Below are 21,262 nucleotides of genomic sequence, written 5' to 3' on the forward strand. Positions count from 1 at the left end.
TAAGAAATTTGGGTAGCGTAAAGGATTTAAAGGTTATAAAAGAGCCAAAGAGAGACAAACTCGGCATTGGAATATTCTCTTTCTCAGATAGATACTCTATTTTTGACTGGGGTGAGATGCCCGATCATATACCCGATAAAGGTAAATCACTCTGTATCTTATCGGCTTTTTTCTTTGAAAGATTGGAGGAGGATGGTATAAAAACCCATTATAACGGTTTGGTCTATAAAGATAAGGTTTATAGATTGGATGAGCTTGATCTGCCCGTCAACAAGATGAAGATAAAATTAGTTAGGGTTATAAGACCAAAGTTTGAGCCTAACATGGGGTTATACGATTATTCTGTTTTTAATAGTATAGAGGGTAACTATCTGATACCTTTTGAATTTATATATAGAAATAAGATCGTATCGGAATCTTCTTTTTTTAAAAGGTTCATGGAAGGCGATATTGATCTTAATGAGGATGATATAAAAATCAATGAACGTCTAAATAAGCCAATATTGGATATAAGCACAAAATTAGAAGAGAGTGACAGGTATTTAAGGTGGCAAGAGGCAAAAGATTTGGTAAAATTAGATATTAAAGAGATAAAAAATCTTGTTTTATCTGTGGTTAAAGTTATAGATAGAGAAGTATCCGCTGTTGATATAGAGAATGTAGATGGTAAATTAGAACTTGCATATACAGAAGAAAAAGATTTGATGGTTGTGGATACCGTTGGAACATTGGATGAGTGCAGATTTGTCTATGACAAGATGAACTTGAGTAAAGAGGCGATAAGAAGTTATTACGCAAAGACAGATTGGAAGAAAGAGATAGATAGGGCGAAAAAAGAGGCAAGAGAGAAGAATATTGAAGATTGGAGGGGTCTCTGCCGTTTAAAACCAGAGAGGTTGGACTTGGTTTTTAAAGATATTATAAGCGATATGTATAAATCTGCTACTAACAAGATCATAAAAAGAAAAATATTTGATGTACCAGATTTAAAAGATGTAATAAGGCGTTTAAAGAATATTTAGAGAACAGAAAGGAGTTACGAATCGAAGATTCGTAGTCCACAAATTTTTAATTTGTGAAGATTTGATAATTGATAAACTTTATCTAAAAAAACCCTTTATCTTTTTGTTTGAATAATCCGCTGGTTGCCCCAAAGTCTCTAAGAGAGTAAGATGCCATCTTGTTTCCCATCTTTGCACAGTCTTCTAAGGATAAGCCTTCCATAATCCCATAGAGAAACCCGCCTGTAAATACATCTCCTGCACCGGTATCATCTATCACTTTTATTTTTTCTGTTGGCACCTGTTTTATCACCTTATCTGAACTAACGATACATCCTTTTCTTCCTAATGTAACAATTACGATCTTTATACCAAGTTTATTGAGCAATAATGCACCATCAACGACAGACAACCCTGTTAATACCTTTATCTCTCTCTCATTTAAAAAAATAAATTTACAATTAGGCAACATCTTTTTAATCTTTTTTAATCCGTTTTTAGCATATATCATTCCTATAGATAGGCTAATATCAGTATCTAACCTGGTTAGATGCTTTTGAATCTCAAATTGCTCAGGAATATCGAGATATTCCATATGGACGATTTTAAAATCTTCAAACCTCTTATAGTTCATATCTTCATCTTTTATATCCTTATTTACTCCGATATATGGATATATTACTCTCTTTCTCTTTGATTTCGGCAAAAATATTAAAGCTCTACCAGTAATGCCGTTTTTAATCGATATCTCTTCTATATTGATATTATTTTTTTTATAAAACTCTAATAGATACCTTCCAACATTATCAGTCCCAACTGCACCCGATAATGCTACTTTTTTATCCAATAGAGAAAGAGTTATTATTGTATTGGGAACCGATCCACCAGGATACATAAAAAATTTTTCCACCGGTATCACTTCACCTAAACTAGCCAATTTTCTAATAAGACAGATAAAATCAATATTAATTGCTCCAAACCCGATTAAATCTTTTTTTTTCATAATATCAATGACAAAGATCTAAAAATGTATCTTATAATGAGAAAACTAATCACAAAATGGGACATTTAATCTGAGAAAATCTTCCGATATAATCACATTGGTCATATCTTTTCTTATATCCGAATATAACATCTCTTTATTAGCAGAGTATCTTGGACTTGTATGAATCAAAATAATCTTTTTTGCACCCGCTTTTAATCCACATTCTATGCTTTCTTTGATAGTAGAATGTCCCGTCCGATCTGCCCAATCTTTTAAAGAGCTATCAAAAGTGCCATCCAATATAGCGACATCCGCATTTTTTACTGCATTAAAAAGTGTCTCACACGGTCTTGTATCTCCTGAATAAACTATCTTTCTGCCATCCCTGGGCGGTCCTATCACCATATCCGGTAGTATAATTCTACCATCGACTTCAACTGCCTTTCCTGATATAAGTTTAGAATATAATGGTCCTGGTTTAAGACCCAAGGAGATTGCAGCATCAACGTTAAATCTTCCAGCCCTCTTATTTTCTTGAAATATGTATCCAAGGCTGGGAACGTTATGATCTGTATCGAATGCAGTAATACTGTAACCGTCGCCTTCTATACGGTCGCCGTTTCTCAATTCATAACCGATTATATCAAAATTAAATTTACAGTAACCCATATCTTTTACCGTTGTTAAAAATTTTTTAGTATGTCTCGGACCGTATACGAATAGATCCTCCTTCCTACCATTGAAATTCATCGTCTGAATAAGTCCAGGTAGTCCTATAAAATGGTCTCCATGAAAATGAGATATGAATATCTGATTAAGTCCCTTATTTATTCCAGTTTTAGCGATAGCCATCTGTCTCTGTGTTCCTTCTCCACAATCAAATAGAATTTTATTACCACCATATTTAATCATCACAGCAGCGGTATTTTTTTTAGGAGTAGGAATTGCACCACCGGTCCCTAAAAATATAATCTCTAACATATAACTCAACTATCTAATATTAAATAAAAAAGCGTATGGGCCCGGCCGGATTTGAACCGGCGACCTCACGGTTATCAGCCGTGCGCTCCAACCAAGCTAAGCTACGAGCCCAATTAAAGATCAAACTAGTTAGTATCGAGATAAAGTATCAATAAACCTTGCTTATTTTTAGTCTTATTATCTCAACAGTATCAATGAATCGACTGCCGCGGCCCCTTTCTCCATTGCAAAAAGAGGATTTATATCCATCTCTTTTAACTCCTCTTCAAGGTCCAAACTTAATTCTGATAGTTTTAGAATACAATCTATCAAAGCATTCATATCCGAGACTACTCCTCCTCGTGCCCCCTCCAGAATAGGATATGCTTTTATCTCTTTTATCATATCTTCTGCATCTCGCCTAGTTAACGGTGGTATCTTGAATGATACATCTTTCAATACTTCGACGAACACTCCACCCAGACCGAACATTATTACAGGACCAAACTGTGGATCTTGAGTCATACCAAGTATCACCTCGTTTCCTTTTCGTAGCATCTCTTGCACTAAAACTCCGTGTATGTTAGCATCCTTGACTCTATCTTTTATCCTCATCAAGTCAGTATAAGCCTCTTCCAACTCTTTTTGAGATTTTATACCTATTTTAACTCCGCCTAAATCCGTTTTATGAGTAATATCAGGTGAAACAATCTTTAAGACCACAGGATAACCGATCTCTTCTGCAAATTTTATAGATTCGTCAAGATCCTTAGCAAGTTTTTCTCTGGTTATAGGAATCCCATATACTGAAAGAATCTTTTTACTCTCGTATTCTGTAAGAACCTTCCTTCCTTCCTCTCTTACTTTCTTTATTATCTTTATTGTATCTTCCTTAGACAATTTTAACACCTCTTTTTAATCTCTAATCTTTTTTAACTTTTTCTTTATCCGTCTCTTCTTTTGCAACATCTTTATGCATCTCAGAATTGATCGGCCATTTGATTATGATTATCTCTCCCATATTCGATATCCATCTAAAAGGTATCAAAAGCCCACGTTTGGAAGGATCTCTAAACTCCTCCCGAACATCCGTCAATGCAAGCTGTTTTATTCTACCGTCATCAGTATCTATAACAACGTCTTCTACCCTCGCCATCTTTATGCCCTTGTCCGTATAAACATCGAGCCCAATAAAATCAGTTATATCTCTTTGCATATTTATCTATTAAAGTCAGATACTTTGTGTAATATATATTTTTCTCCATCTAGTAATAATATGTTATATTGATCGAAAATCTACAATTCTTTTTGTTTTCCCAGGCCCATCAGGTATAGATTGGGGTTCAACAAGTTCAACGGTAGTTTTTAAATTAAGTACCGTTCTTAACTCATTTTCTGCTCTATTTTTTAAAGCTAACAGAGTAAAAGGTTCATCATTAAAAATATCTTTTGTCACTTCCACTTTTATGATTAACTCGTCCATTACATCTCTATTTATAATAATCTGGTAATTATCTCTTATTCCAGGAATCTTTAATAATACATCCTCTATCTGGGATAGAAAGACGTTTGTCCCTCTAACCACAATCATATCGTCCGTTCTGCCAAGTAATCTCGATATCCTCGGATGTTTTATTCCACAAGAACATTCTTCATCTGCTAAAATGGTTATATCTCTTGTTCTATACCTGATAAGAGGCATTGCTTCCTTGCATAAAGTTGTTAAAACCAGTTCTCCTTTTTCACCATCCTCTAATCTTTCTCCACTCACTGGATCTATAATTTCAGCTAAAAAATAATCTGACCATAGATGAAGCCCACCTTTACATTCGCATTCTACCGCTACATCTGGACCCGACATCTCAGATAAACCATAGTTATCATATGCATTTATTCCAAAAACATCTTCTAATCTATCTCTTATAGAATTAGACCAAGGTTCTGCTCCAAAAATGCCTTTTTTTAAATATAAATCTTGTATAGGGTCTATATTCATCTCAGAACATACATCGGCTATATGGAACATATACGATGGGATTGCATGAACCGCTGTAACTTTAAAATCTTTAAACATTTTTACCTGTCGTCTAGTATTACCTGAACCAGCAGGAATGACCGTTGCATTTAGTAATTCTGCACCATAATGGTATCCAAGCCCACCAGTAAACATATGGTATCCGATCATATTCTGAAACACATCGTTCTCATTTACACCGATGGTAGATAAGCATCTTGCGGTCAGTCTTGCCCAATTTTCCAAATCTTTTTTTGTATAAGCCAGAACTATAGGGTTACCGGTTGTACCTGATGATGTGTGCAATCGTACAACATCTTTCATAGGGACCGCCAACATTCCGAATGGGTAATTATTACGTAGATTATCTTTTGTAGTAAATGGAAGTTTCGTTAAATCATCTATATCTTTAATGTCTTCAGGTCTCAGCCCAACATCTTTAAACTTTTTTATATAGATCAACATTGCTGTATGCATAATTTATAATCTTTTTAAGTCTTTTTTCTTGCAATATTACGAGTCTATCTGCCGGAATTCTCTTAACCTTTTCAAACATAATTATACAACCATCATAAAATCGTTATCTTATGATCAAGCTTTAAATAAACGGCTATCTATCGATCGTTTACCAAAACAAAGATAAAAGAGATAATGATATATAAAATTATCCATTAAAAATAATTATTTTTGCGAAATATATGCTTTTTATACGGTTAAACACAAAAATAATGCATAAGTCCTTTTTATATGAATATTCTTTAATATTTTGTTATAACATCTTAATATTCTATATTTTAATATCAGTGAGTTAAAAAGTAGTTAATTTAATATTATATTAAACAAATAAAGGATAAGCAAAAATGGATCTTATTTTTGGCACAAAAAGATATAGACCTGAAATTAGAATGCTTTATGATATAAAAGACCTTATATATTGTAAAGATTGGCTAAAAAAGACCGAGAATATCCCTCTTTATTATATCTATAGAGATCTTTCGCTTACAGAGCATGATAGAAAGAAGATTCTATCTAATTGTTTAAGATATGATATTACGATAATACCACCGAGAACTCTCGGAATAGAGTATACAAAAACGGCAGGGCATTATCATCCCCACCATTACACAGAAGTATATGAGGTGATAGAAGGAGAGGCACACTTTTTATTTCAGAAAGGTATAGACAGATTGGAAGATGTCGTGTTGATTAAGGCAAAAGAAAGAGACAAGGTTATAATACCCCCCGGTTATGGCCATATAACAATAAATCCATCAAAAAATGTGTTAAAACTGGCAAATTGGGTTTCAAGAAATTTTATAGCCATATACGATCCTATTAAAAAAAGGAAAGGCGGGGCATATTATGAAACGGTGGATGATATCATCAGGAATGAAAATTATGAGGAGGTTCCGGAATTAAGGGTTATAAAACCGAGAGAATATCCTGAATTTGGATTGACAAATAGGATCGATCTCTACCAATTGGTGAATAATTTAGAGTTATTAAAATTTTTAAACCATCCTGAAGAGTTCGAAGATATCTATAGCTTTAGATCAATTCTTTAATATATAACAAGGCATCTTTTGTACCATAGTACCTCGGTTTTTTTCCGATACGGACAAAGTTATTCTTCTCATAAAATGATATTGCATTATAATTGTCCTCTTTAACCTCTAACGTCATCTTTTTGAAATTTTCCTGTCTAAATTTATTTTCTAATACATTAATCAATTTTTGGCCGACACCATGCCGTCTATATAGCTCTTCTACATAAATAGCGCTTAAATGACCACGAATATCGTTTTTAATACTTCCTGCGGCGAATCCTATCGGATTATTATCCAACCCTGCAATGTAGATATATCTTCTAAACATCAGATAAAATATCAAGATATCTTGATAATTGTTACTCGGTTCGAGTTTTTTCCACATTTTTTCAATATAAGGTAACTCTTTAACAGACGCCAATCTCACTTTGATTATATCGACCATATCTAGCCCTTGTAGGTATGTAGTAATTATATTTAAACTCATTGGCAATATAAATAGGTATATCTATTACCTTTTCTACGTTATCGATAATTATTCCATCGCTTGTGGCTACTATTTCTTTTTTACTATTTTCTATTATATCTTTATCAGTATTTTTAGATATAAAAACAAAACAGTTATCTTTATTAAAAATATCTCTTGTTAACTTTGAGAGCTCTCCACTCTTGCTTATTTGAGAATCGAATATTATTAAAATCTCTTTTGGATTATACTTTGATGTTATCGTCTCTATCTTATAGAGTGCTTCTCTAGTCATAAGTCCCATCTTATATCTATGAAATAAAGATCTTACATCTTTTAATATTCCATCATCACATAGAAAGACAGGATATCCAAGAATTAAACTTTCTACTGTAATAAGAACATTAAATCCGTCGATAAACAATTTTTTATTATATATAGATTCTATAGAAACGACTTTTCTCTTTCGATCGTCTGCAACATCTTTTTTACATGCAATCCGAGCCAAGATATTTCGATCGTCTTTTGTTAAACCGTAATGGTTGGATACATAGGTTATAACTGATTTTTTAGGATATTTTCTATCCAAAAGATAACGTACATCTAAAATAGGGTCTTCCAGACGTGTCAGTATTCTGTTGATATCTATCATTAAAATTCAAATGGGATCGAGTTATTATATATATTTTGATATAATATACTTTAAGACCTACCTGTTAATAAACTTTCGAAAATCCTTGATCTTTAATATACCAAAGATTATTTAATAAAAGCAATAACTTTATAGCCACTATTATTAAAATTTTTTAATAGAGGTGGATACGATGGAAGAAATAAGAATAGAAAAACCAACGGTTGACGAGTATAAAGGAAGGAGGAAGATTATTTATATCCCTCTAATACATACATGGGAAGATGCACCCATTGAGTATACAGAATTGGTGAAAGGGTATTGGAATGAGGTCAGAGAACAGTTAAAGAAGTTAACAGCTAAACTGGGCGGAGTTGATAAGATATATCATGAATTTTTTTATTCGCAAGGAGAGAACGAACTAAGTTCGTTAAAAGAGATAAATGAGAATAGCTATGATATTATCAAAAAATTCGTAATAACTGGTGCAAAATTGATACAAACAGAGGATAAAGATATATCAGAAGCTTGTATCGATTGGGAAAGATGCTTGACTATAGGATTGATAAACAATGAAGTCAGATCAAAAGTATCTGAATTTTATATAGAGACTAGTAACAAGAGATATAGATTTGTTGCAGAGATGATAGATAAGACTCTTGGCGAGGATGAGATCGGGATCATCTTTTTCGGTGAAAATCATCGAATACCGTTTTCTGAAGAGATAGAAGTATTCAATCTAACACCACGTAAGTTAGACGACATTCACAACTGGTTCCGTGATAATCTATCGAAGATGCAATCCTTGTTCAATACAAAAAAATAATCTCGAACGATTTATCATTCTTAGCCTATCAACCTATTTTAATAGGTTCTTTTATGGATTTAATCATCCCTAAAATAGATAAAGCGGCTAAATAACTTGTTTTTGGATTTTTTGGAAAAGTTACGTTGTTTATATCTATTTTTATAGACCCAAATACGCCGTTTGCCCTTATTTGATGAATATTTTCAGTAACCTTGCTATCCGCAATAATCTCCACATCTATATCTTTACCAGTTGCAAGAGAGAGTGTTGCAGCGACATTGATATTGTAAGGGAACTCTTTTACCGCCTTGCTGGCTTTACCTTTAAAAACTGTTTTTCTACCATTAAAATCTTTTAATCCTAGACTTTTAGGATTTTTTATCGTTGTTAATTCGATATTCCCTTCGACAAACTGGAATATCTTAAGGTTGTCAAGTCCTAATATCGCTCCCGATGGTATATATATACAAGAGTTGTTCTCCTGTGCCGATTTTATTAACTTATCTCTCAAATCTTCATCCATCAATGCACCAACACTCATAATCACAAGATTTTTGTGCATTTTTAATATTTTGACTCCATACTCTCTTATCGCATCTTGTGAGGCAGCTTCCACTATCAGATCGGTGTCTTGATCTAAAAACTCATCAAAAGTCTTACAAATTTTAAAATTCGATATTTTAAAATTCGATAATTTAGAATAGTCTTTGTCGTAAACTGCAACGACATCGATATCTAACATACCTGAGTTATCTATTATAGTCTTACCTATCGACCCGTATCCAATGATCCCTATTTTCATATCTGATTTTTTTTAAAATTGTATCGTATTACCATAAATACTTTGACAAAATCTCAGATAAATTTTCGAGCGTTTTTGGGTTTTTTTCGATCAGCATGGCAACTAAACCTGTAACGGACATCTCTTTAATCTTTATCTCGTTGATTGATCGAGCAAGATCGTTAAGCTTCTCATCGCTCAAATTTATGAAAAACTCTTTAATCAAATAGTTTCTCTCATTCTTCATACCTATCGTGGGTCTCCATTTATCCTCATACTTTTTTAACTCATTTTCAGAGAAATCTTCTGCTTCTATTGCACCAATAGCAGTCTCTCCTGCCATAATACCAGACTCCATTGCTTTTAATATTCCTCCTCCAGTTATAGGATCGGTAAACCTTGCTGCATCTCCAACCAGCATTATTCCATTACTTATAGTCTTAATCGGCCTCGATACTGGAATACCACCAAACACAACAGAGACAATTTTACCATCTTTATAATGTTCTTTTACAAACTTGTTTAAATAATCTATCGGTCTTTTTACATTTTTTTTAATCAAATATTTGCCAAGGACAGCTAAACCTATATTTGCCATACTATCACCTTTAGGAAACATCCAAGCATAACCGCCCGGCGCAATATCGTTGCCCAGATAAAAATTGCAGAGATCGTTTACCTCTACATCGGTCATTAGATATTCTACTCCACTCTCTATATCTATCGGTTTAAGAGTAGTATCGATACCCCCCATTCTGCCGATCTTTGATTCCGTCCCATCTGCACCGATGACAAGATTGCATTCTACCTCGAAAGATCTGCCCAGATGTTTACCTTTGACACCTTTTACAACCCCATCTTTTAAGACAAGATCCGTAACATTGGTCTTGGCATAAACGTCCGCACCCGCATCTCCCGAGAGTGTTGCTAAATCTCTATCAAAGATCTTTCTATCTAATACATAACCAACCTCTGAACCAGCCATCTCTTCAGCCATCTCTACCATTGTACCATCTGGAGAATATATCCTTGCTCCTTCCACTTCACAAGATATCCATTCTTTTTTTATCTGGGGTAAGAATTTTTTTAATCCTTTTTTGCTTACACCCTCCGCACACCGAATTGGACTACCTATCTCTTGCCTTTTCTCCACAAGTAAGACGTCTAATCCGCCCATTGCTGCAACTTTGGCAGCCATAGATCCTCCCGGTCCTGCACCAACAACTACGATATCGTATCTATTCTTCATCTACCAACGCTCCTATCGGACAAATTTTAACACAGATATTGCATGCTTTACACATATTATCATTTATATCGATAAACGTCTCCAAAAGATCGATTGCTGCCTCTGGACAGACTGCCACGCATGTTCCACAGTAACCACATTTGTATCTATCTACATAAATCATACAAAATCATCCCTTTTGTATTCTTTTAAAATATCTTTTATTAATATAGCTTAACCTGTATATCTATAAACAGAACAAAATCTTATAAGAGAAAACAAAAGTGTAATATAGAGAAAAAGATCTCATAATGTATATAACGAATGCCGGGGTGGCTGAGCGGACTAAGGCGCCGGCCTTGAGAGCCGGTATCCCATGCGGGATGCAAGGGTTCAAATCCCTTCCCCGGCGCATTTTTCATAACTGCATAATTATAGTTTTAAAATCAAAGAGTTGCTGCTCTCAATTCATTCAGGCTTTTTTGATATGCTATTTTTATAATTCTCTACTATATCTTTTGCAATCTCACCATCTTCTATTACAAAAACACCCGGATAACCGCATTCTCTACATTCATATATCTCTCCAAGCCATGGCTTGTAATTCAGGTTTTTAGATCCACAATTGGGACAAAATTTCATTCCATATCTTCCTTACGTTTTTATTTAGATAAGCCCCTCTTTTGATGCTTTACGTTCGATAGCATTTATAAAAAATTTTATAAATACGGACATAATCTTATTAGATAAATTTTTCTGGTCAAAATAGTTATCTAAAAACTCTCTAGACCATTTTATCCCATGCTTTAGACATATTATAAGGAGTTCTTTCTGAATATCTGTTATCATCTCTGATTCAAACCAGCTCTCTTTAGTAAGCTGGCCTAAAGGTACGAAAAATAAAGGTACAATAATACAGTTGTAATCTCTTAAATCTTCAACCATCTCTATCGTCTTTATGACATCATCATCCGTCTCCTCTGGCAACCCGACGATTAAAGTACAGGCGGGTATGAGCTTGTTATCGTTTGCTATACCCATGCCATCTTTTACGATCTCAGGCCAATCGTCTATATTAAAAGGATGTGCCTTCCCTGCCATTGTTTTTTTCATTATTCTAGGACTACCACTCTCCAATCCTATCTCGGCACCCCACCATTTTTGATTATCGTCTATTATGATATCAGAACATTCTTCCATTAGTTTAGGATCTGCAGCTATAGCAGCGATCGATGCATGGCTCCATGTTACCGAGTCCGTATATCTTTTTGCCAATCTCATCAAATCGGTTACTTTCTCTCGATTAGGTATAGTATTCTTCGATCCGTATAGTAAAACATCTTCTGCATGCAGTATGATACTCTCTGCTCTATCATTTTTTGTTGTGTTGGCCTTTATCTCTCTCTCGATCTTATCTAACGGATACCACCGCAAAGGTCTTTTTGTTACTTCACAAAATTTACATCGCCTGACACAACCGCGTCCTACCTCTATCAGCCCGTTAATAGAGGGATTTTTTATTTCAGGTATCTCATCTACGGATGGTACTTCTTCCGGTTGGACATCGTAGAATTGTGGGATTTTACCACCATTAATAGCCATTTTTATTATTTTAGAAACAACTATATCTCCTTCACCCACCACTACACAATCGATGCCGTGATCACTCAAAAACTCTGGTTTATGTTTCAACTGCCATGCCCCTGGCCCTCCTACAATTATCTTTAACCCTCTCTTTTTTGCCTTTCTTACCTCTTTACTCTCCAAAAGCTTTTGAAAATAGAGTGCAACGAATGGTTTTCCTGTCTTTAATACTTTCGAAAACGTGCTGGAGGAGGGACCCCATCCGAAAGGATCCATTTCACTAATACATAGCACATCTGCATCGTGGATGTAATTTTTTAAACGAAAAGGTGCCACAGTCAATACATTAAAACCATCGTCCAAGAGTTTTGCCTCAATCTTTCTCAAACCGTATGATGCCTGTATAGGTATCCCTTTTTTCGTTGGAATTCTATTAAAAAATATTAATTTGAAGATCGGATCTGGAATCACATTATGCGGGACAGACGTTCCAAAACCAAGAAACTCTTTTCCGTGATGATTGCTCATCAAAGTCTCATCCGACGTCAGTAAGATCAAAGACATATTTATCATAATTATTTTTATGGTTATATAATCTTACCGATATATCTTATCTTTATCCCATGTTTATTAGATAGGCTGGTAAATTCGGTCTCATATCTTTTATCTATAGTTATTAAAAGGGTCGTAGACGGACCGGCAGATTTATCTATATCAATATCCAAATTATCCGTTATTTCAATTTTATGACCTAAAAAACCGGTAAATTCCGATATATGTTCTTTGATACCTTCGTTTCCCACAGGTATCATATCATGCACATAAAAAAGTTCTCTCATTAGTTTTATTTTTTTTATATCCACTAGATCTGACTGGATTACTTCATATCCGACCTTCGGTTCACCTATCATGAAAACAAAATCTCCATGCTTACTCAATTTAAACTTTAATTCCTTTTTTTTAGCTATTCCTATTCCTATTATCGAGAAAGATGTCTGATCCGTCTTAAAATTCTCCTCTGTATGTCCTTTTATTATCTCTGTTACACCAACTTTTTCTCCTTCCTGCAATATTCCGTCAAATATCTTAATACCGGTTGGATTATACTCTACCGAAAAATTTGAGATCAAAACAACAGGTTTTACACCTAACGATATTATTTTTGTTAGGATGCATCGCGTCATTATCTTTCCAAGCATAGTCTCGTCTACCTTTACGATATCTCGTTCTTTCTGGCCTATTGCACCTGATGAGGTGGATGTAATCAGAATATAAAAATCTTTAAGATTCAATATCGATGTATCTCTTATTCTGTCTATTTTTATCTCTTTTTCAAAAAATTTAAGGTTTCTCAGGTTTACAAAATCATCCAAACTCTCCAAAAAATTCAAATAAAAAACTAAAGATGATCGTATGATCTCAGATCTAGATAAACCATTTTTAGAGGATATCTCATCTATTCGATCCAACATCTTTTTAGGTACTCTAACGTTTAACTGTTGCATCACAGATGTAATACAATTAGAAATATTTAAGTATTGTCATTATTACTTTAATTTTGGTGAAAAAATAATGGAAGGAACGATTAGTTATAGGTTTAAATGCGACAATAAGGGGGCAGGATTGACTCATTTTGTTATACAGAGTGAGGATTCTCCCTTTTAATTTTTTTTAGGTGTACTTAATATGTTAGAGTCTTTTAAAGTGGATGATATCGAGTTTAATCTCGATCCAGATACATGCTTTTGGGGTATAGGTGAATATCCTGCGTTAGAAGAGCTATATAACAAAGTTAGAGAAGATATTACTCGAGAGATGCAGAACCTTCGGTTTAACACTGATATTATTCTGTTATATCTGAATCCTACCGATAGGTGTAATGCAAGTTGTCCATATTGTTACCATTTTAACGATATAAAGGCGAGAGGAATAGATATGAGTTATAATCATATCGAATCGATCATAAACAAGTTTATTGAATATTATGATGATAAAAACATCGAAGGTTCGGTCATATTCCATGGTGTAGAGCCTTTACTCTTGAAAGATGATATATTCAAGATCATCGAGAATTATAAGAACGATGTATTTTTTGGCATTCAGACCAACGGCTTTTTACTGAACGAAGAAGATACAACATTTATAAAAGAGAATGATGTCAAGATTGGTATCTCACTAGACTCGCCTTATGAAAAGACGGACGATTTTCTAAGAGGGAAAGGACATTTTAAAAAGATAAATAATGTTTTGGATTGGTTTAACGGATACAAACAGTTGAATATAAACACGACGGTTACCAAGCACAATGTACATCAGCTCTCCAGTATGGTTAATTTTCTCATAGAAAAAGAGATTCACCTCTGCTTGATGAATCCGGTGAGAGGAACACAAAAATCTGCGCTATCTTTCCGTCCTGATCCGATTATTCTGGCAAAGGAGTATATAGATGCTGTAAACCTTACTCTAAAATCGACAAAAGGAGGGTATAGGTTTGTAATAGGAGATTTTGCAAATATCTTGCTTGGAATCGTTGCTCCATCTTCTAGAGTTATGTTGTGTGATATATCTCCCTGTGGTGCTGCTAGAAGGTTTTTTGCTATTGCAGCGGACGGAAGTGCGTACCCTTGTAGCGAATTTATAGGTAAAGAGGATTTTGTTGGCGGTAATATCTATCAAAACTCTATAAACGATATATGTAGATCGCAGAATTTTGAAAAAGTACGAGAAAGAGTTGTGGAGAAGATTGATGATTGTGCTACATGCCTGATCAGAAATATATGCGGTGCATCTTGTCCTTCTGAGATACATTCTACAGATGGTAGTATGTACAAGAAAAGTTTTTACTGCGATTTTTATAAAGAGTTAATAAAACATGCGTTTAGGGTAATTTATCAGGATGAGGTACGGTACGTATTAAAACAGGATGTTTTAAAGGAGATGTACTATCTTAGATAGGTTTAAAATAATTTAAGATTTGATTTTTAATTAAAGATATAAAATAAAAAAGATTAAAATGAAAAAACTAGAATCTATATTAAAAAAGATAGAGAGTATCGAATTAGATAAAAAATCGATGAAACTTGCAAAAAAAAGACAAAACGAGCTTACAAAACCGAAAAAAAGTCTTGGTATACTGGAAGATATCTCTATACAAGTTGCCGGCATAACTGGAGATCCTCAACCATACATAAGGGATAAATCCATCATAGTGATGGCGGGGGATCACGGTGTAGTTGAAGAAGGAGTAACTGCATATCCTCAGGAGGTTACTGCCCAGATGGTAAATAGTTTTCTGAACGGATATGCTGCAATAAATGTCTTTTCACGCCATACATCTACGGATGTAGTAGTTGTAGATATGGGAATCGCATCAAATATGGATTATTCTGTCTTAATAGATAAGAAGATAGGATACGGAACGAAGAATATATCAAAAGGACCTGCTATGACCAGAAAAGATGCTATTAAGGCAATAGAATCAGGGATAGAAGTGTTTGAAGAGGTGTATGCAGGAAAAAAGATAGATATAGTAGGAACAGGCGATATGGGGATAGGAAACACTACTCCAAGCAGTGCGATCATCTCGGCTATATCAAATTGTGATCCAAGATTAACGACTGGTAGAGGCTCGGGTATAGACGATCTTTCACTAAAAAAGAAGATTGATGTTATAGATAAAGCAATAAATATAAACAAACCTTTTAAAGATCCGATAGATATATTGGCTAAATTAGGCGGGTTTGAGATTGGAGGTATTGTAGGTGTGATATTGGCATCTGTATCTCATCGGGTGCCGGTAGTCATCGATGGTTTTATATCAGGAGCTGCTGCGGCGATCGCGATTGAATTAGATCGAAAGATCAAAGATTTTATGATTGCATCTCATAAATCGTTAGAAATTGGTCATGGAGTAATGTTAGACTATTACGGATTAAAACCAATTCTAAATCTTGATATGAGGTTAGGAGAAGGTACAGGAGCTGTTCTTGCAATGAGTTTAATAGAGTTATCATGCAGAGTACTTAACGAGATGAAGACGTTCGATGAGGCAGGAGTCTCGGATAGAATTTAACATTTTGCAGTATGTTGTATAAAGCCAAAAAAGGACAAGCAAGTTATGGTGAGGCTATAGGAATACTCTTACTGGATATATCTTTTGTACCCTTTATTCCTGGTGATGTTGCCAATGCCACTACTTATCATTTTCCCGTAAGATTTAAAAAAGTAGATGGACTTACTGTCGAGAAGATATTTAATAAGGATATGAGCCTTTTAAACCGAGTAATTAAAGCTGGTAAAGAATTAGTAGAAGAAGGGGTAAGAGCTATTACCGGTGATTGTGGATTTATGATTTTATTTCAAGAAGAGATGGCAAGATTATTAAACGTCCCTGTATTCTTATCCAGTCTTCTTCAACTACCTTTTCTGATTAAAATAATCGGTGGAGGAAGTAAAGTTGGAATAATTACAGCTAATTCAAAGATACTTGATAACAATCTATTAAGAGAGGTTGGTATTTATAATACCGATTCTATCTATATCAAAGGATTAGAAGATAAAGAAAATTTTAGGAATGGAATTCTTAGAGAATGTGGATGGTTAGATTCAAAAAAGATTGAAGACGAAGTAGTTGGAATAGCCAAAGAGATGGTTGAGGATGAACCTAAGATAAAAATAATTCTATTGGAGTGCAGTAGCCTACCTCCCTATGGACAATCCGTTCAAGAAGCAGTAAATCTTCCTGTCTTTGATTTTATTACTATGATAAACTATGTCTATTCAAGCCTTGTTAAGAAGAGATACGAAGGTATTATGTAGATCTTGATCTAGTTAACAAGCGATGATATATGAATATATGTATTTTTGCATCGTCGAGTGATGCTGTAAGTTCTGATTTTTTAAAAGCGGCTGGAGAACTTGGTGAACTGATAGGAAAAAAAGGTTATACTCTGGTTTATGGTGGTACAAACGTTGGTTTGATGGGGGAGATTGCCGTATCTGTCCAGAAAAATGGGGGAAAGGTTATAGGAGTCATACCATGGTTTATAAGAGACGAAGGTATATCAAACAGTAGTGCGGATCAACTGATAGTAACAGAGGATATGTATGAGAGAAAGAGAATAATGGAAGATATGTCAGACGCTTTTTTTGCTCTTCCAGGAGGTTTCGGCACACTCGAAGAGATATTTGAGGTTCTAACTCTGAAACAGCTTAAACGCCACAACAAACCTATCATCTTCTTCAATACGAAAGGGTTCTATAACAGGTTGTTTGATTTTTTTGAACAGATCTATAAGGAAAAATTTGCTAAATCAGCGTACAAAAATACGTATTATATTACTTCCGACCCACAAGATGCATTATCTTATTTAGAGAACTATTCTCCCACAGAAATACCTGATAAATGGTTTAAATGATTAGAAAAAAGGTAAGAGAGATTTAATCGTTCCTATATCGTATAGCTTCTTTTAACTTTTTCCTTTTTTATTATTGGATTATATCAATAGATCGATACATGGTTATTTAGTTATTCTTTCCTTTATATCGACGACCTGTCTTTTTTTATTGATAAACTCATTATAATATAACAATTTGGATAATACACGAGCTGCATCAGATGTTGTTAAATATACTGGGACTCCGCTATCCTCTAATATTTTATCATCTTTGGAATATCTGCCTGAAATGTTCACACAGATCATCGGCTTATTATACCTCTCTTTAAGTTCTATAATCTCTTTTGTCCCTGATTTTCCATTGAGAAGCCCTGCATCTAATGCCATCCTTATAACGTTCCTTATATCCTCGTTTGGTATCTCTCTAAACATCATATTCGTGTAATCATTGGGATTAAATTCCATGAATATTACAGAATCTACCTCTTCAGCAGCTAATAAAATCTCTATCGATTCTATATTAATTCTAGAATCGAAATTCATACCACCCGATGCAGTAATATCGACAGGATTTCCATGGCTCCAAAAAGGAGGTAATATCTTATTAAGCTTTTTTATCGTCTCATTTGATAATTTAGCCACATTTAACCCATTTTTTTCACAAGTATCGGATGCTAAAACTCCAAACCCACCACCAGCTGTATATATCGCTACATTTTTTCCACGAGGCAAGATCGATCTCGAAAAACCTTTTGTTAAATTTACCATATCTTGCTCATCATCTGCTCGTATTACTCCTTTCTGTCTAAAAAATGCATCGTAAATTTTATCAGAGCCTGCCATACTGCCTGTATGGGAATGAGCTGCTCTGCTTCCCGCGGTTGTGGTACCTCCTTTTAACACGATAAATGGTTTCTTATCCGTTGCTTTCTCTGCAACATCTATAAACCTTTTACCACTTCGTGTTCCTTCTATAAATGCGACTATTACTCGTGTATCTTCATCCTCTATAAGATACTCTATATAATCTTCCATCTTGAGATCTGCCTCATTACCACTACTTACGAATTTATTAAGCCCAACACCGTGCGAAGATGCATTCATCATGCTTATAGTGCCCAAAGTTCCGCTCTGTGAGACCATCGAGACATCTCCTTTTCGAGGAATACTAAGATTCATTAAGGCGTATAGATTTATAGAAGTATTTACGATACCCATACAATTGGGACCGACAAAATGTATTCCACCTTTTCTAGCTATTCTGATGACCTCTTCTTCTAAACGTCTTCCCTCTTCTCCGACCTCTGAAAAGTTAGAAGAGTATATAATGGCTGAACTAACCCCATTATCCACGCAGTCTTCCATGACAGAAGGCACATTCTTTGCAGGCACGGAGATTATTGCCAGGTCTACCTGTTTTGGTAGATCTTTCAATCTAGGGTATGCTTTTATTCCCAAAATACTCTCATCTCTCGGATGTATAGGATATATTTTACCCTTGTAATCTCCTGCAAGAATAGTTAATAATGAGATGGTACCTATCTTTATCTTGTTAGATGCACCAAAAAGTGCTATGCTTTTAGGATAAAATAATTTATCGAGTTCATCAAAAATCTTAGAAGACACGGTCATCATACTCTTTTTCAACGTTTTTATTCTATTTATAAATTTCTCTTTTTAGTAAGATGTAAAGTTAGCGACACCCATTTTGGGTGCAAAAACTAAATCGGGCACCGACACATTTAAGAATCCATAATTACAGAATTGAAACTATCTTTATGAAAATCGAAGACAGGGTTCTTGACTTTAGAGGATTAAATGCCCTTTGGTCTGCTCCAATCCTATTGAATGTAATAGTAATTCAACATAATATGAAATCGTAGGTGAGATAATAACATGGCAAAATTAAAAATAAAAAACGAAACGGCTCTTATTAAAATCTTCAAAACAATTTCTTGGCTAGATTATAAAAGATGGAATGTAGTAGATAATTATAACTATGTAAATTTCTCCAAAAGCGATCTGACGAATTGCGAAAAAATCCTTACCCATTGGATTTGCTATATCACAGATAGACAAATGCCATTTGAAATTGTCTGGGATAAAGGAGGATATGTCTTCTCCGAATTAATATATGAATATCAAAGAAATGGATTGCCACCCAATCAAATACTTGATAATCATTATGAAGAATACGATGATAAGGGAAAAAAACGATTCAGATTTAAATCCAATAACGGTATTACCTTCGCATCTCGATATGTAACCGATGATTATCAAAACATCTTACAAACATTAGAGGTTCTAAATCATCGAAAATATAAAAGAAACATTATAGTTTACATTGTTGACATTATGCGAAGATTCCAAAGTAAAGATGACCTTCTGATAAGAGTTGCATGTGGATTACATTTGTTAACCTATCAACTTGATGGAAAAAAAGCAAATCCTGAAGAAATTATAAAAATTATAAATGATAGCAAAGAATTTGAGAAAAAACTCAAGAAATTCAAAGGGACTTCCACAAAAGGAAAGAAAAGATTATGGTGTTGTATTAGAGATTACAAAAAAGGGGTTTATCATCAAATATTTTGTAATGCAATAAAGGAAGTTGATTCAAAAAATGCTACGGATTTGATTAAAAAATGGGATGATCTACCTATGGATCAAATAGAGTTGCCTGGAGACGTTTGGAATAATAGTCCATTATTTAGAAATAATATTTTTCAAATGTCATAGATCTAGATAGTATCCCAAAAACATGGAAAATGCCAGACATTGTGAGAAACCTTTATGAACAATTAAAAGTGAATAAAGACGTTAATAGCTTTTATCCAGAACAATTTGATGTTACCTTTGATTTTGTACCAAGAATGTGTAACAAAAAATTATGTAATGTCTGTCCTTTTGGTAAGGATGGTATTGAGTATACCTGCATTCCGGCAAAAGACAAATATTGCCCGATAGCATTATTTAGCTGTGGTTATATTGCCAAATGTAATGAGGAAAACTGTATATTGAAAGAAGGTATTAGTAAAGGGATATGTAAAGGTGGATTGAAATAAGCATAACACATCTCGCCCACGACCCTACGGAAACTTTCGGCTTCCTTGCTTTCACTTTGTTCGGGTCATATAACAAACGGGTATGCGGTTTGCACTGCGGTGCTCACCCAAATTCAGCCTTAGCGAGAGGAGATGAAAAATTAGATTCAGAGCCATTAGAAGATAAAGAAAAATGGGATTCAGCAAGATTGTCAGTTATGGCAACGGATGTGACTTGAACGAGTTGGATTTTCTGGAATATCTTGCTGAAGATCCTAAATTTGAAAAGCAGGTAGACGAAGAGAATAAACTTTTTAGATGCTTTTATCTCTGTTTTCCCTTCGATAGATAGGGCAGCCAAAGCCATTATGAATGTAGTAACCTACTGACATCATGTAACCATAAAGGTAATTTGAATTTAAAGAACTATAGTTATGAGTAATTTAACAGTAGCCGTCATTGGGGATATTGGTTATAGCAAAAACCTAGGTAAGATCGGAACAACTTCTGATATAACGTTCTATAATTTAAAACAGGGCGATAGTATCGTAACAATGATAGAACCGACAAGGTATCCTGAGAAGTTTCCATCGCTTTTTTATTCGGTATCCTTATGTGATTTTGTTATTTTTATAGTTAAAGATATAGATCACCTATTCGGCGAGATGGTAGTGACATTGGATACGCTCAAGAAAAATATGAAAATACTACTAATACGAAAGGGACTGTTTTGATAGACCATTTTTTTAATGTTAAAGGAATCGGAACCGTGGTACTAGGTTTTATCGTTTCTGGCATGGTGAGAAGACACGATAAG

The 21,262-nt window shown here is 34.3% G+C and carries 25 protein-coding genes and 2 tRNA genes; 12 read left to right on the forward strand and 15 right to left on the reverse strand.

The genetic code is table 11. The features are described 5' to 3' along the window. The first annotated feature begins 8 nt into the window (after nt 1–8). Nucleotides 9–1,022, forward strand: a complete 1,014-nt coding sequence (locus tag LPC15_RS04990) for a phosphoribosylaminoimidazolesuccinocarboxamide synthase (protein WP_229234278.1) — start codon at nt 9–11, stop codon at nt 1,020–1,022. 82 nt (nt 1,023–1,104) lie between these two features. On the opposite strand, the gene LPC15_RS04995 is transcribed toward LPC15_RS04990, so the two are convergent. From LPC15_RS04995 to LPC15_RS05020, 6 genes are all read right to left on the reverse strand, one after another. After that, the gene (locus LPC15_RS04995) at nt 1,105–2,004 is read right to left on the reverse strand and encodes a carbohydrate kinase family protein (RefSeq protein ID WP_229234279.1); all 900 of its coding nucleotides are present in this window, start codon (nt 2,002–2,004) and stop codon (nt 1,105–1,107) included. Nucleotides 2,005–2,049: 45 nt separating this feature from the next. Further along, nucleotides 2,050–2,967 carry a ribonuclease Z gene (gene rnz, locus LPC15_RS05000; RefSeq protein WP_229234280.1) on the reverse strand — a complete coding sequence of 306 codons (918 nt, stop codon included), beginning with the start codon at nt 2,965–2,967 and terminating at the stop codon, nt 2,050–2,052. A gap of 36 nt (nt 2,968–3,003) precedes the next feature. Next, a tRNA-Ile gene (locus LPC15_RS05005) sits at nt 3,004–3,078 on the reverse strand. Between the two features lie 66 nt (nt 3,079–3,144). After that, nucleotides 3,145–3,846 carry an acetate--CoA ligase family protein gene (locus LPC15_RS05010; RefSeq protein WP_229234281.1) on the reverse strand — a complete coding sequence of 234 codons (702 nt, stop codon included), beginning with the start codon at nt 3,844–3,846 and terminating at the stop codon, nt 3,145–3,147. A 22-nt stretch (nt 3,847–3,868) separates the two neighbouring features. After that, nucleotides 3,869–4,162 carry a PRC-barrel domain-containing protein gene (locus LPC15_RS05015; RefSeq protein WP_229234282.1) on the reverse strand — a complete coding sequence of 98 codons (294 nt, stop codon included), beginning with the start codon at nt 4,160–4,162 and terminating at the stop codon, nt 3,869–3,871. A 63-nt stretch (nt 4,163–4,225) separates the two neighbouring features. Continuing rightward, entirely contained in the window at nt 4,226–5,425 is a 1,200-nt protein-coding gene (locus tag LPC15_RS05020; RefSeq protein WP_229234283.1) for a phenylacetate--CoA ligase family protein, read from the reverse strand. Nucleotides 5,426–5,820: 395 nt separating this feature from the next. Between LPC15_RS05020 and LPC15_RS05025 the strand changes: the two genes are divergently transcribed. Further along, entirely contained in the window at nt 5,821–6,525 is a 705-nt protein-coding gene (locus LPC15_RS05025; RefSeq protein WP_229234284.1) for a glucose-6-phosphate isomerase family protein, read from the forward strand. On the opposite strand, the gene LPC15_RS05030 is transcribed toward LPC15_RS05025, so the two are convergent. Continuing rightward, nucleotides 6,509–6,952 (reverse strand): GNAT family N-acetyltransferase, encoded by a 444-nt coding sequence (locus tag LPC15_RS05030; RefSeq protein ID WP_229234285.1) that lies wholly within the window; start codon nt 6,950–6,952, stop codon nt 6,509–6,511. The two genes, LPC15_RS05025 and LPC15_RS05030, sit on opposite strands and share 17 nt — an antisense overlap. After that, nucleotides 6,915–7,625 (reverse strand): DUF434 domain-containing protein, encoded by a 711-nt coding sequence (locus LPC15_RS05035; protein ID WP_229234286.1) that lies wholly within the window; start codon nt 7,623–7,625, stop codon nt 6,915–6,917. The genes LPC15_RS05030 and LPC15_RS05035 overlap by 38 nt, the downstream gene beginning before the upstream one ends. Before the next feature lie 172 nt (nt 7,626–7,797). Here LPC15_RS05035 and LPC15_RS05040 point away from each other — a divergent pair, with 172 nt between their 5' ends. Further along, complete coding sequence (locus tag LPC15_RS05040; protein ID WP_229234287.1) at nt 7,798–8,430, forward strand: hypothetical protein; 633 nt, start codon at nt 7,798–7,800, stop codon at nt 8,428–8,430. Nucleotides 8,431–8,458: 28 nt separating this feature from the next. On the opposite strand, the gene nadX is transcribed toward LPC15_RS05040, so the two are convergent. The 3 genes from nadX to LPC15_RS05055 are packed head-to-tail and all read right to left on the reverse strand — an operon-like array spanning nt 8,459 to nt 10,605. After that, on the reverse strand, nt 8,459–9,214 hold the full coding sequence (gene nadX, locus LPC15_RS05045) for an aspartate dehydrogenase (protein WP_229234288.1): 756 nt from the start codon (nt 9,212–9,214) through the stop codon (nt 8,459–8,461). Between the two features lie 28 nt (nt 9,215–9,242). Beyond that, on the reverse strand, nt 9,243–10,442 hold the full coding sequence (locus LPC15_RS05050) for an NAD(P)/FAD-dependent oxidoreductase (RefSeq protein ID WP_229234289.1): 1,200 nt from the start codon (nt 10,440–10,442) through the stop codon (nt 9,243–9,245). Then, complete coding sequence (locus LPC15_RS05055; RefSeq protein WP_229234290.1) at nt 10,432–10,605, reverse strand: 4Fe-4S binding protein; 174 nt, start codon at nt 10,603–10,605, stop codon at nt 10,432–10,434. The genes LPC15_RS05050 and LPC15_RS05055 overlap by 11 nt, the downstream gene beginning before the upstream one ends. Before the next feature lie 142 nt (nt 10,606–10,747). On the opposite strand from LPC15_RS05055, the gene LPC15_RS05060 reads away from it, so the two are divergent. After that, nucleotides 10,748–10,833 (forward strand) — tRNA-Ser (locus LPC15_RS05060). A gap of 56 nt (nt 10,834–10,889) precedes the next feature. Here LPC15_RS05060 and LPC15_RS05065 read toward each other — a convergent pair. Genes LPC15_RS05065 through LPC15_RS05075 form a run of 3 tightly spaced genes read right to left on the reverse strand, consistent with a single transcriptional unit; the run spans nt 10,890 to nt 13,510 of the window. Continuing rightward, nucleotides 10,890–11,063 (reverse strand): hypothetical protein, encoded by a 174-nt coding sequence (locus tag LPC15_RS05065; protein WP_229234291.1) that lies wholly within the window; start codon nt 11,061–11,063, stop codon nt 10,890–10,892. A 24-nt stretch (nt 11,064–11,087) separates the two neighbouring features. Beyond that, nucleotides 11,088–12,569 carry a B12-binding domain-containing radical SAM protein gene (locus tag LPC15_RS05070; protein WP_229234292.1) on the reverse strand — a complete coding sequence of 494 codons (1,482 nt, stop codon included), beginning with the start codon at nt 12,567–12,569 and terminating at the stop codon, nt 11,088–11,090. A gap of 23 nt (nt 12,570–12,592) precedes the next feature. Next, complete coding sequence (locus LPC15_RS05075; RefSeq protein WP_229234293.1) at nt 12,593–13,510, reverse strand: ribbon-helix-helix protein, CopG family; 918 nt, start codon at nt 13,508–13,510, stop codon at nt 12,593–12,595. Nucleotides 13,511–13,691: 181 nt separating this feature from the next. Here LPC15_RS05075 and cbpB point away from each other — a divergent pair, with 181 nt between their 5' ends. From cbpB to LPC15_RS05095, 4 genes are read left to right on the forward strand one after another with little or no spacing between them, the layout of a single operon-like run. Next, entirely contained in the window at nt 13,692–14,960 is a 1,269-nt protein-coding gene (cbpB, locus tag LPC15_RS05080) for a peptide-modifying radical SAM enzyme CbpB (RefSeq protein WP_229234294.1), read from the forward strand. 58 nt (nt 14,961–15,018) lie between these two features. Further along, nucleotides 15,019–16,077 carry a nicotinate-nucleotide--dimethylbenzimidazole phosphoribosyltransferase gene (gene cobT, locus LPC15_RS05085; RefSeq protein WP_229234295.1) on the forward strand — a complete coding sequence of 353 codons (1,059 nt, stop codon included), beginning with the start codon at nt 15,019–15,021 and terminating at the stop codon, nt 16,075–16,077. A gap of 11 nt (nt 16,078–16,088) precedes the next feature. Next, nucleotides 16,089–16,823 (forward strand): aspartate/glutamate racemase family protein, encoded by a 735-nt coding sequence (locus LPC15_RS05090; RefSeq protein ID WP_229234296.1) that lies wholly within the window; start codon nt 16,089–16,091, stop codon nt 16,821–16,823. Between the two features lie 29 nt (nt 16,824–16,852). Next, nucleotides 16,853–17,422 (forward strand): TIGR00730 family Rossman fold protein, encoded by a 570-nt coding sequence (locus tag LPC15_RS05095; RefSeq protein WP_229234297.1) that lies wholly within the window; start codon nt 16,853–16,855, stop codon nt 17,420–17,422. Nucleotides 17,423–17,524: 102 nt separating this feature from the next. Here the strand turns inward: LPC15_RS05095 and LPC15_RS05100 are convergent, their stop codons facing one another. Next, complete coding sequence (locus tag LPC15_RS05100) at nt 17,525–19,048, reverse strand: acetate--CoA ligase family protein (protein WP_229234298.1); 1,524 nt, start codon at nt 19,046–19,048, stop codon at nt 17,525–17,527. A gap of 249 nt (nt 19,049–19,297) precedes the next feature. Between LPC15_RS05100 and LPC15_RS05105 the strand changes: the two genes are divergently transcribed. The 4 genes from LPC15_RS05105 (at nt 19,298) to LPC15_RS05120 (ending at nt 21,179) form a co-directional block, all read left to right on the forward strand. Further along, on the forward strand, nt 19,298–20,140 hold the full coding sequence (locus tag LPC15_RS05105; RefSeq protein ID WP_229234299.1) for a hypothetical protein: 843 nt from the start codon (nt 19,298–19,300) through the stop codon (nt 20,138–20,140). A 29-nt stretch (nt 20,141–20,169) separates the two neighbouring features. Continuing rightward, on the forward strand, nt 20,170–20,466 hold the full coding sequence (locus LPC15_RS05110; protein ID WP_229234300.1) for a hypothetical protein: 297 nt from the start codon (nt 20,170–20,172) through the stop codon (nt 20,464–20,466). Nucleotides 20,467–20,638: 172 nt separating this feature from the next. Beyond that, complete coding sequence (locus LPC15_RS05115; RefSeq protein WP_229234301.1) at nt 20,639–20,797, forward strand: hypothetical protein; 159 nt, start codon at nt 20,639–20,641, stop codon at nt 20,795–20,797. Between the two features lie 82 nt (nt 20,798–20,879). Next, entirely contained in the window at nt 20,880–21,179 is a 300-nt protein-coding gene (locus tag LPC15_RS05120; protein WP_229234302.1) for a hypothetical protein, read from the forward strand. Nucleotides 21,180–21,262 lie beyond the last annotated feature (83 nt).

The organism is Candidatus Methanoliparum sp. LAM-1 (genome assembly GCF_020885915.1).
GTDB lineage: Archaea > Halobacteriota > Methanoliparia > Methanoliparales > Methanoliparaceae > Methanoliparum > Methanoliparum thermophilum.

Bases quoted from the DNA above. Each gene is read 5' to 3' on its own strand.
- nadX (WP_229234288.1), bottom strand. From the start codon at position 9,214: ATGAAAATAGGGATCATTGGATACGGGTCGATAGGTAAGACTATAATA.
- cbpB (WP_229234294.1), top strand. From the start codon at position 13,692: ATGTTAGAGTCTTTTAAAGTGGATGATATCGAGTTTAATCTCGATCCA.
- LPC15_RS05055 (WP_229234290.1), bottom strand. From the start codon at position 10,605: ATGATTTATGTAGATAGATACAAATGTGGTTACTGTGGAACATGCGTG.
- LPC15_RS05075 (WP_229234293.1), bottom strand. From the start codon at position 13,510: ATGCAACAGTTAAACGTTAGAGTACCTAAAAAGATGTTGGATCGAATA.
- LPC15_RS05115 (WP_229234301.1), top strand. From the start codon at position 20,639: ATGGGATTCAGCAAGATTGTCAGTTATGGCAACGGATGTGACTTGAAC.
- LPC15_RS05110 (WP_229234300.1), top strand. From the start codon at position 20,170: ATGCCAGACATTGTGAGAAACCTTTATGAACAATTAAAAGTGAATAAA.
- LPC15_RS04995 (WP_229234279.1), bottom strand. From the start codon at position 2,004: ATGAAAAAAAAAGATTTAATCGGGTTTGGAGCAATTAATATTGATTTT.
- cobT (WP_229234295.1), top strand. From the start codon at position 15,019: ATGAAAAAACTAGAATCTATATTAAAAAAGATAGAGAGTATCGAATTA.
- LPC15_RS05065 (WP_229234291.1), bottom strand. From the start codon at position 11,063: ATGAAATTTTGTCCCAATTGTGGATCTAAAAACCTGAATTACAAGCCA.
- LPC15_RS05090 (WP_229234296.1), top strand. From the start codon at position 16,089: ATGTTGTATAAAGCCAAAAAAGGACAAGCAAGTTATGGTGAGGCTATA.
- LPC15_RS05095 (WP_229234297.1), top strand. From the start codon at position 16,853: ATGAATATATGTATTTTTGCATCGTCGAGTGATGCTGTAAGTTCTGAT.
- LPC15_RS05020 (WP_229234283.1), bottom strand. From the start codon at position 5,425: ATGTTGATCTATATAAAAAAGTTTAAAGATGTTGGGCTGAGACCTGAA.
- LPC15_RS05030 (WP_229234285.1), bottom strand. From the start codon at position 6,952: ATGGTCGATATAATCAAAGTGAGATTGGCGTCTGTTAAAGAGTTACCT.
- rnz (WP_229234280.1), bottom strand. From the start codon at position 2,967: ATGTTAGAGATTATATTTTTAGGGACCGGTGGTGCAATTCCTACTCCT.
- LPC15_RS05070 (WP_229234292.1), bottom strand. From the start codon at position 12,569: ATGTCTTTGATCTTACTGACGTCGGATGAGACTTTGATGAGCAATCAT.
- LPC15_RS05120 (WP_229234302.1), top strand. From the start codon at position 20,880: ATGAGTAATTTAACAGTAGCCGTCATTGGGGATATTGGTTATAGCAAA.
- LPC15_RS05050 (WP_229234289.1), bottom strand. From the start codon at position 10,442: ATGAAGAATAGATACGATATCGTAGTTGTTGGTGCAGGACCGGGAGGA.
- LPC15_RS05015 (WP_229234282.1), bottom strand. From the start codon at position 4,162: ATGCAAAGAGATATAACTGATTTTATTGGGCTCGATGTTTATACGGAC.
- LPC15_RS05035 (WP_229234286.1), bottom strand. From the start codon at position 7,625: ATGATAGATATCAACAGAATACTGACACGTCTGGAAGACCCTATTTTA.
- LPC15_RS05105 (WP_229234299.1), top strand. From the start codon at position 19,298: ATGGCAAAATTAAAAATAAAAAACGAAACGGCTCTTATTAAAATCTTC.
- LPC15_RS05025 (WP_229234284.1), top strand. From the start codon at position 5,821: ATGGATCTTATTTTTGGCACAAAAAGATATAGACCTGAAATTAGAATG.
- LPC15_RS05040 (WP_229234287.1), top strand. From the start codon at position 7,798: ATGGAAGAAATAAGAATAGAAAAACCAACGGTTGACGAGTATAAAGGA.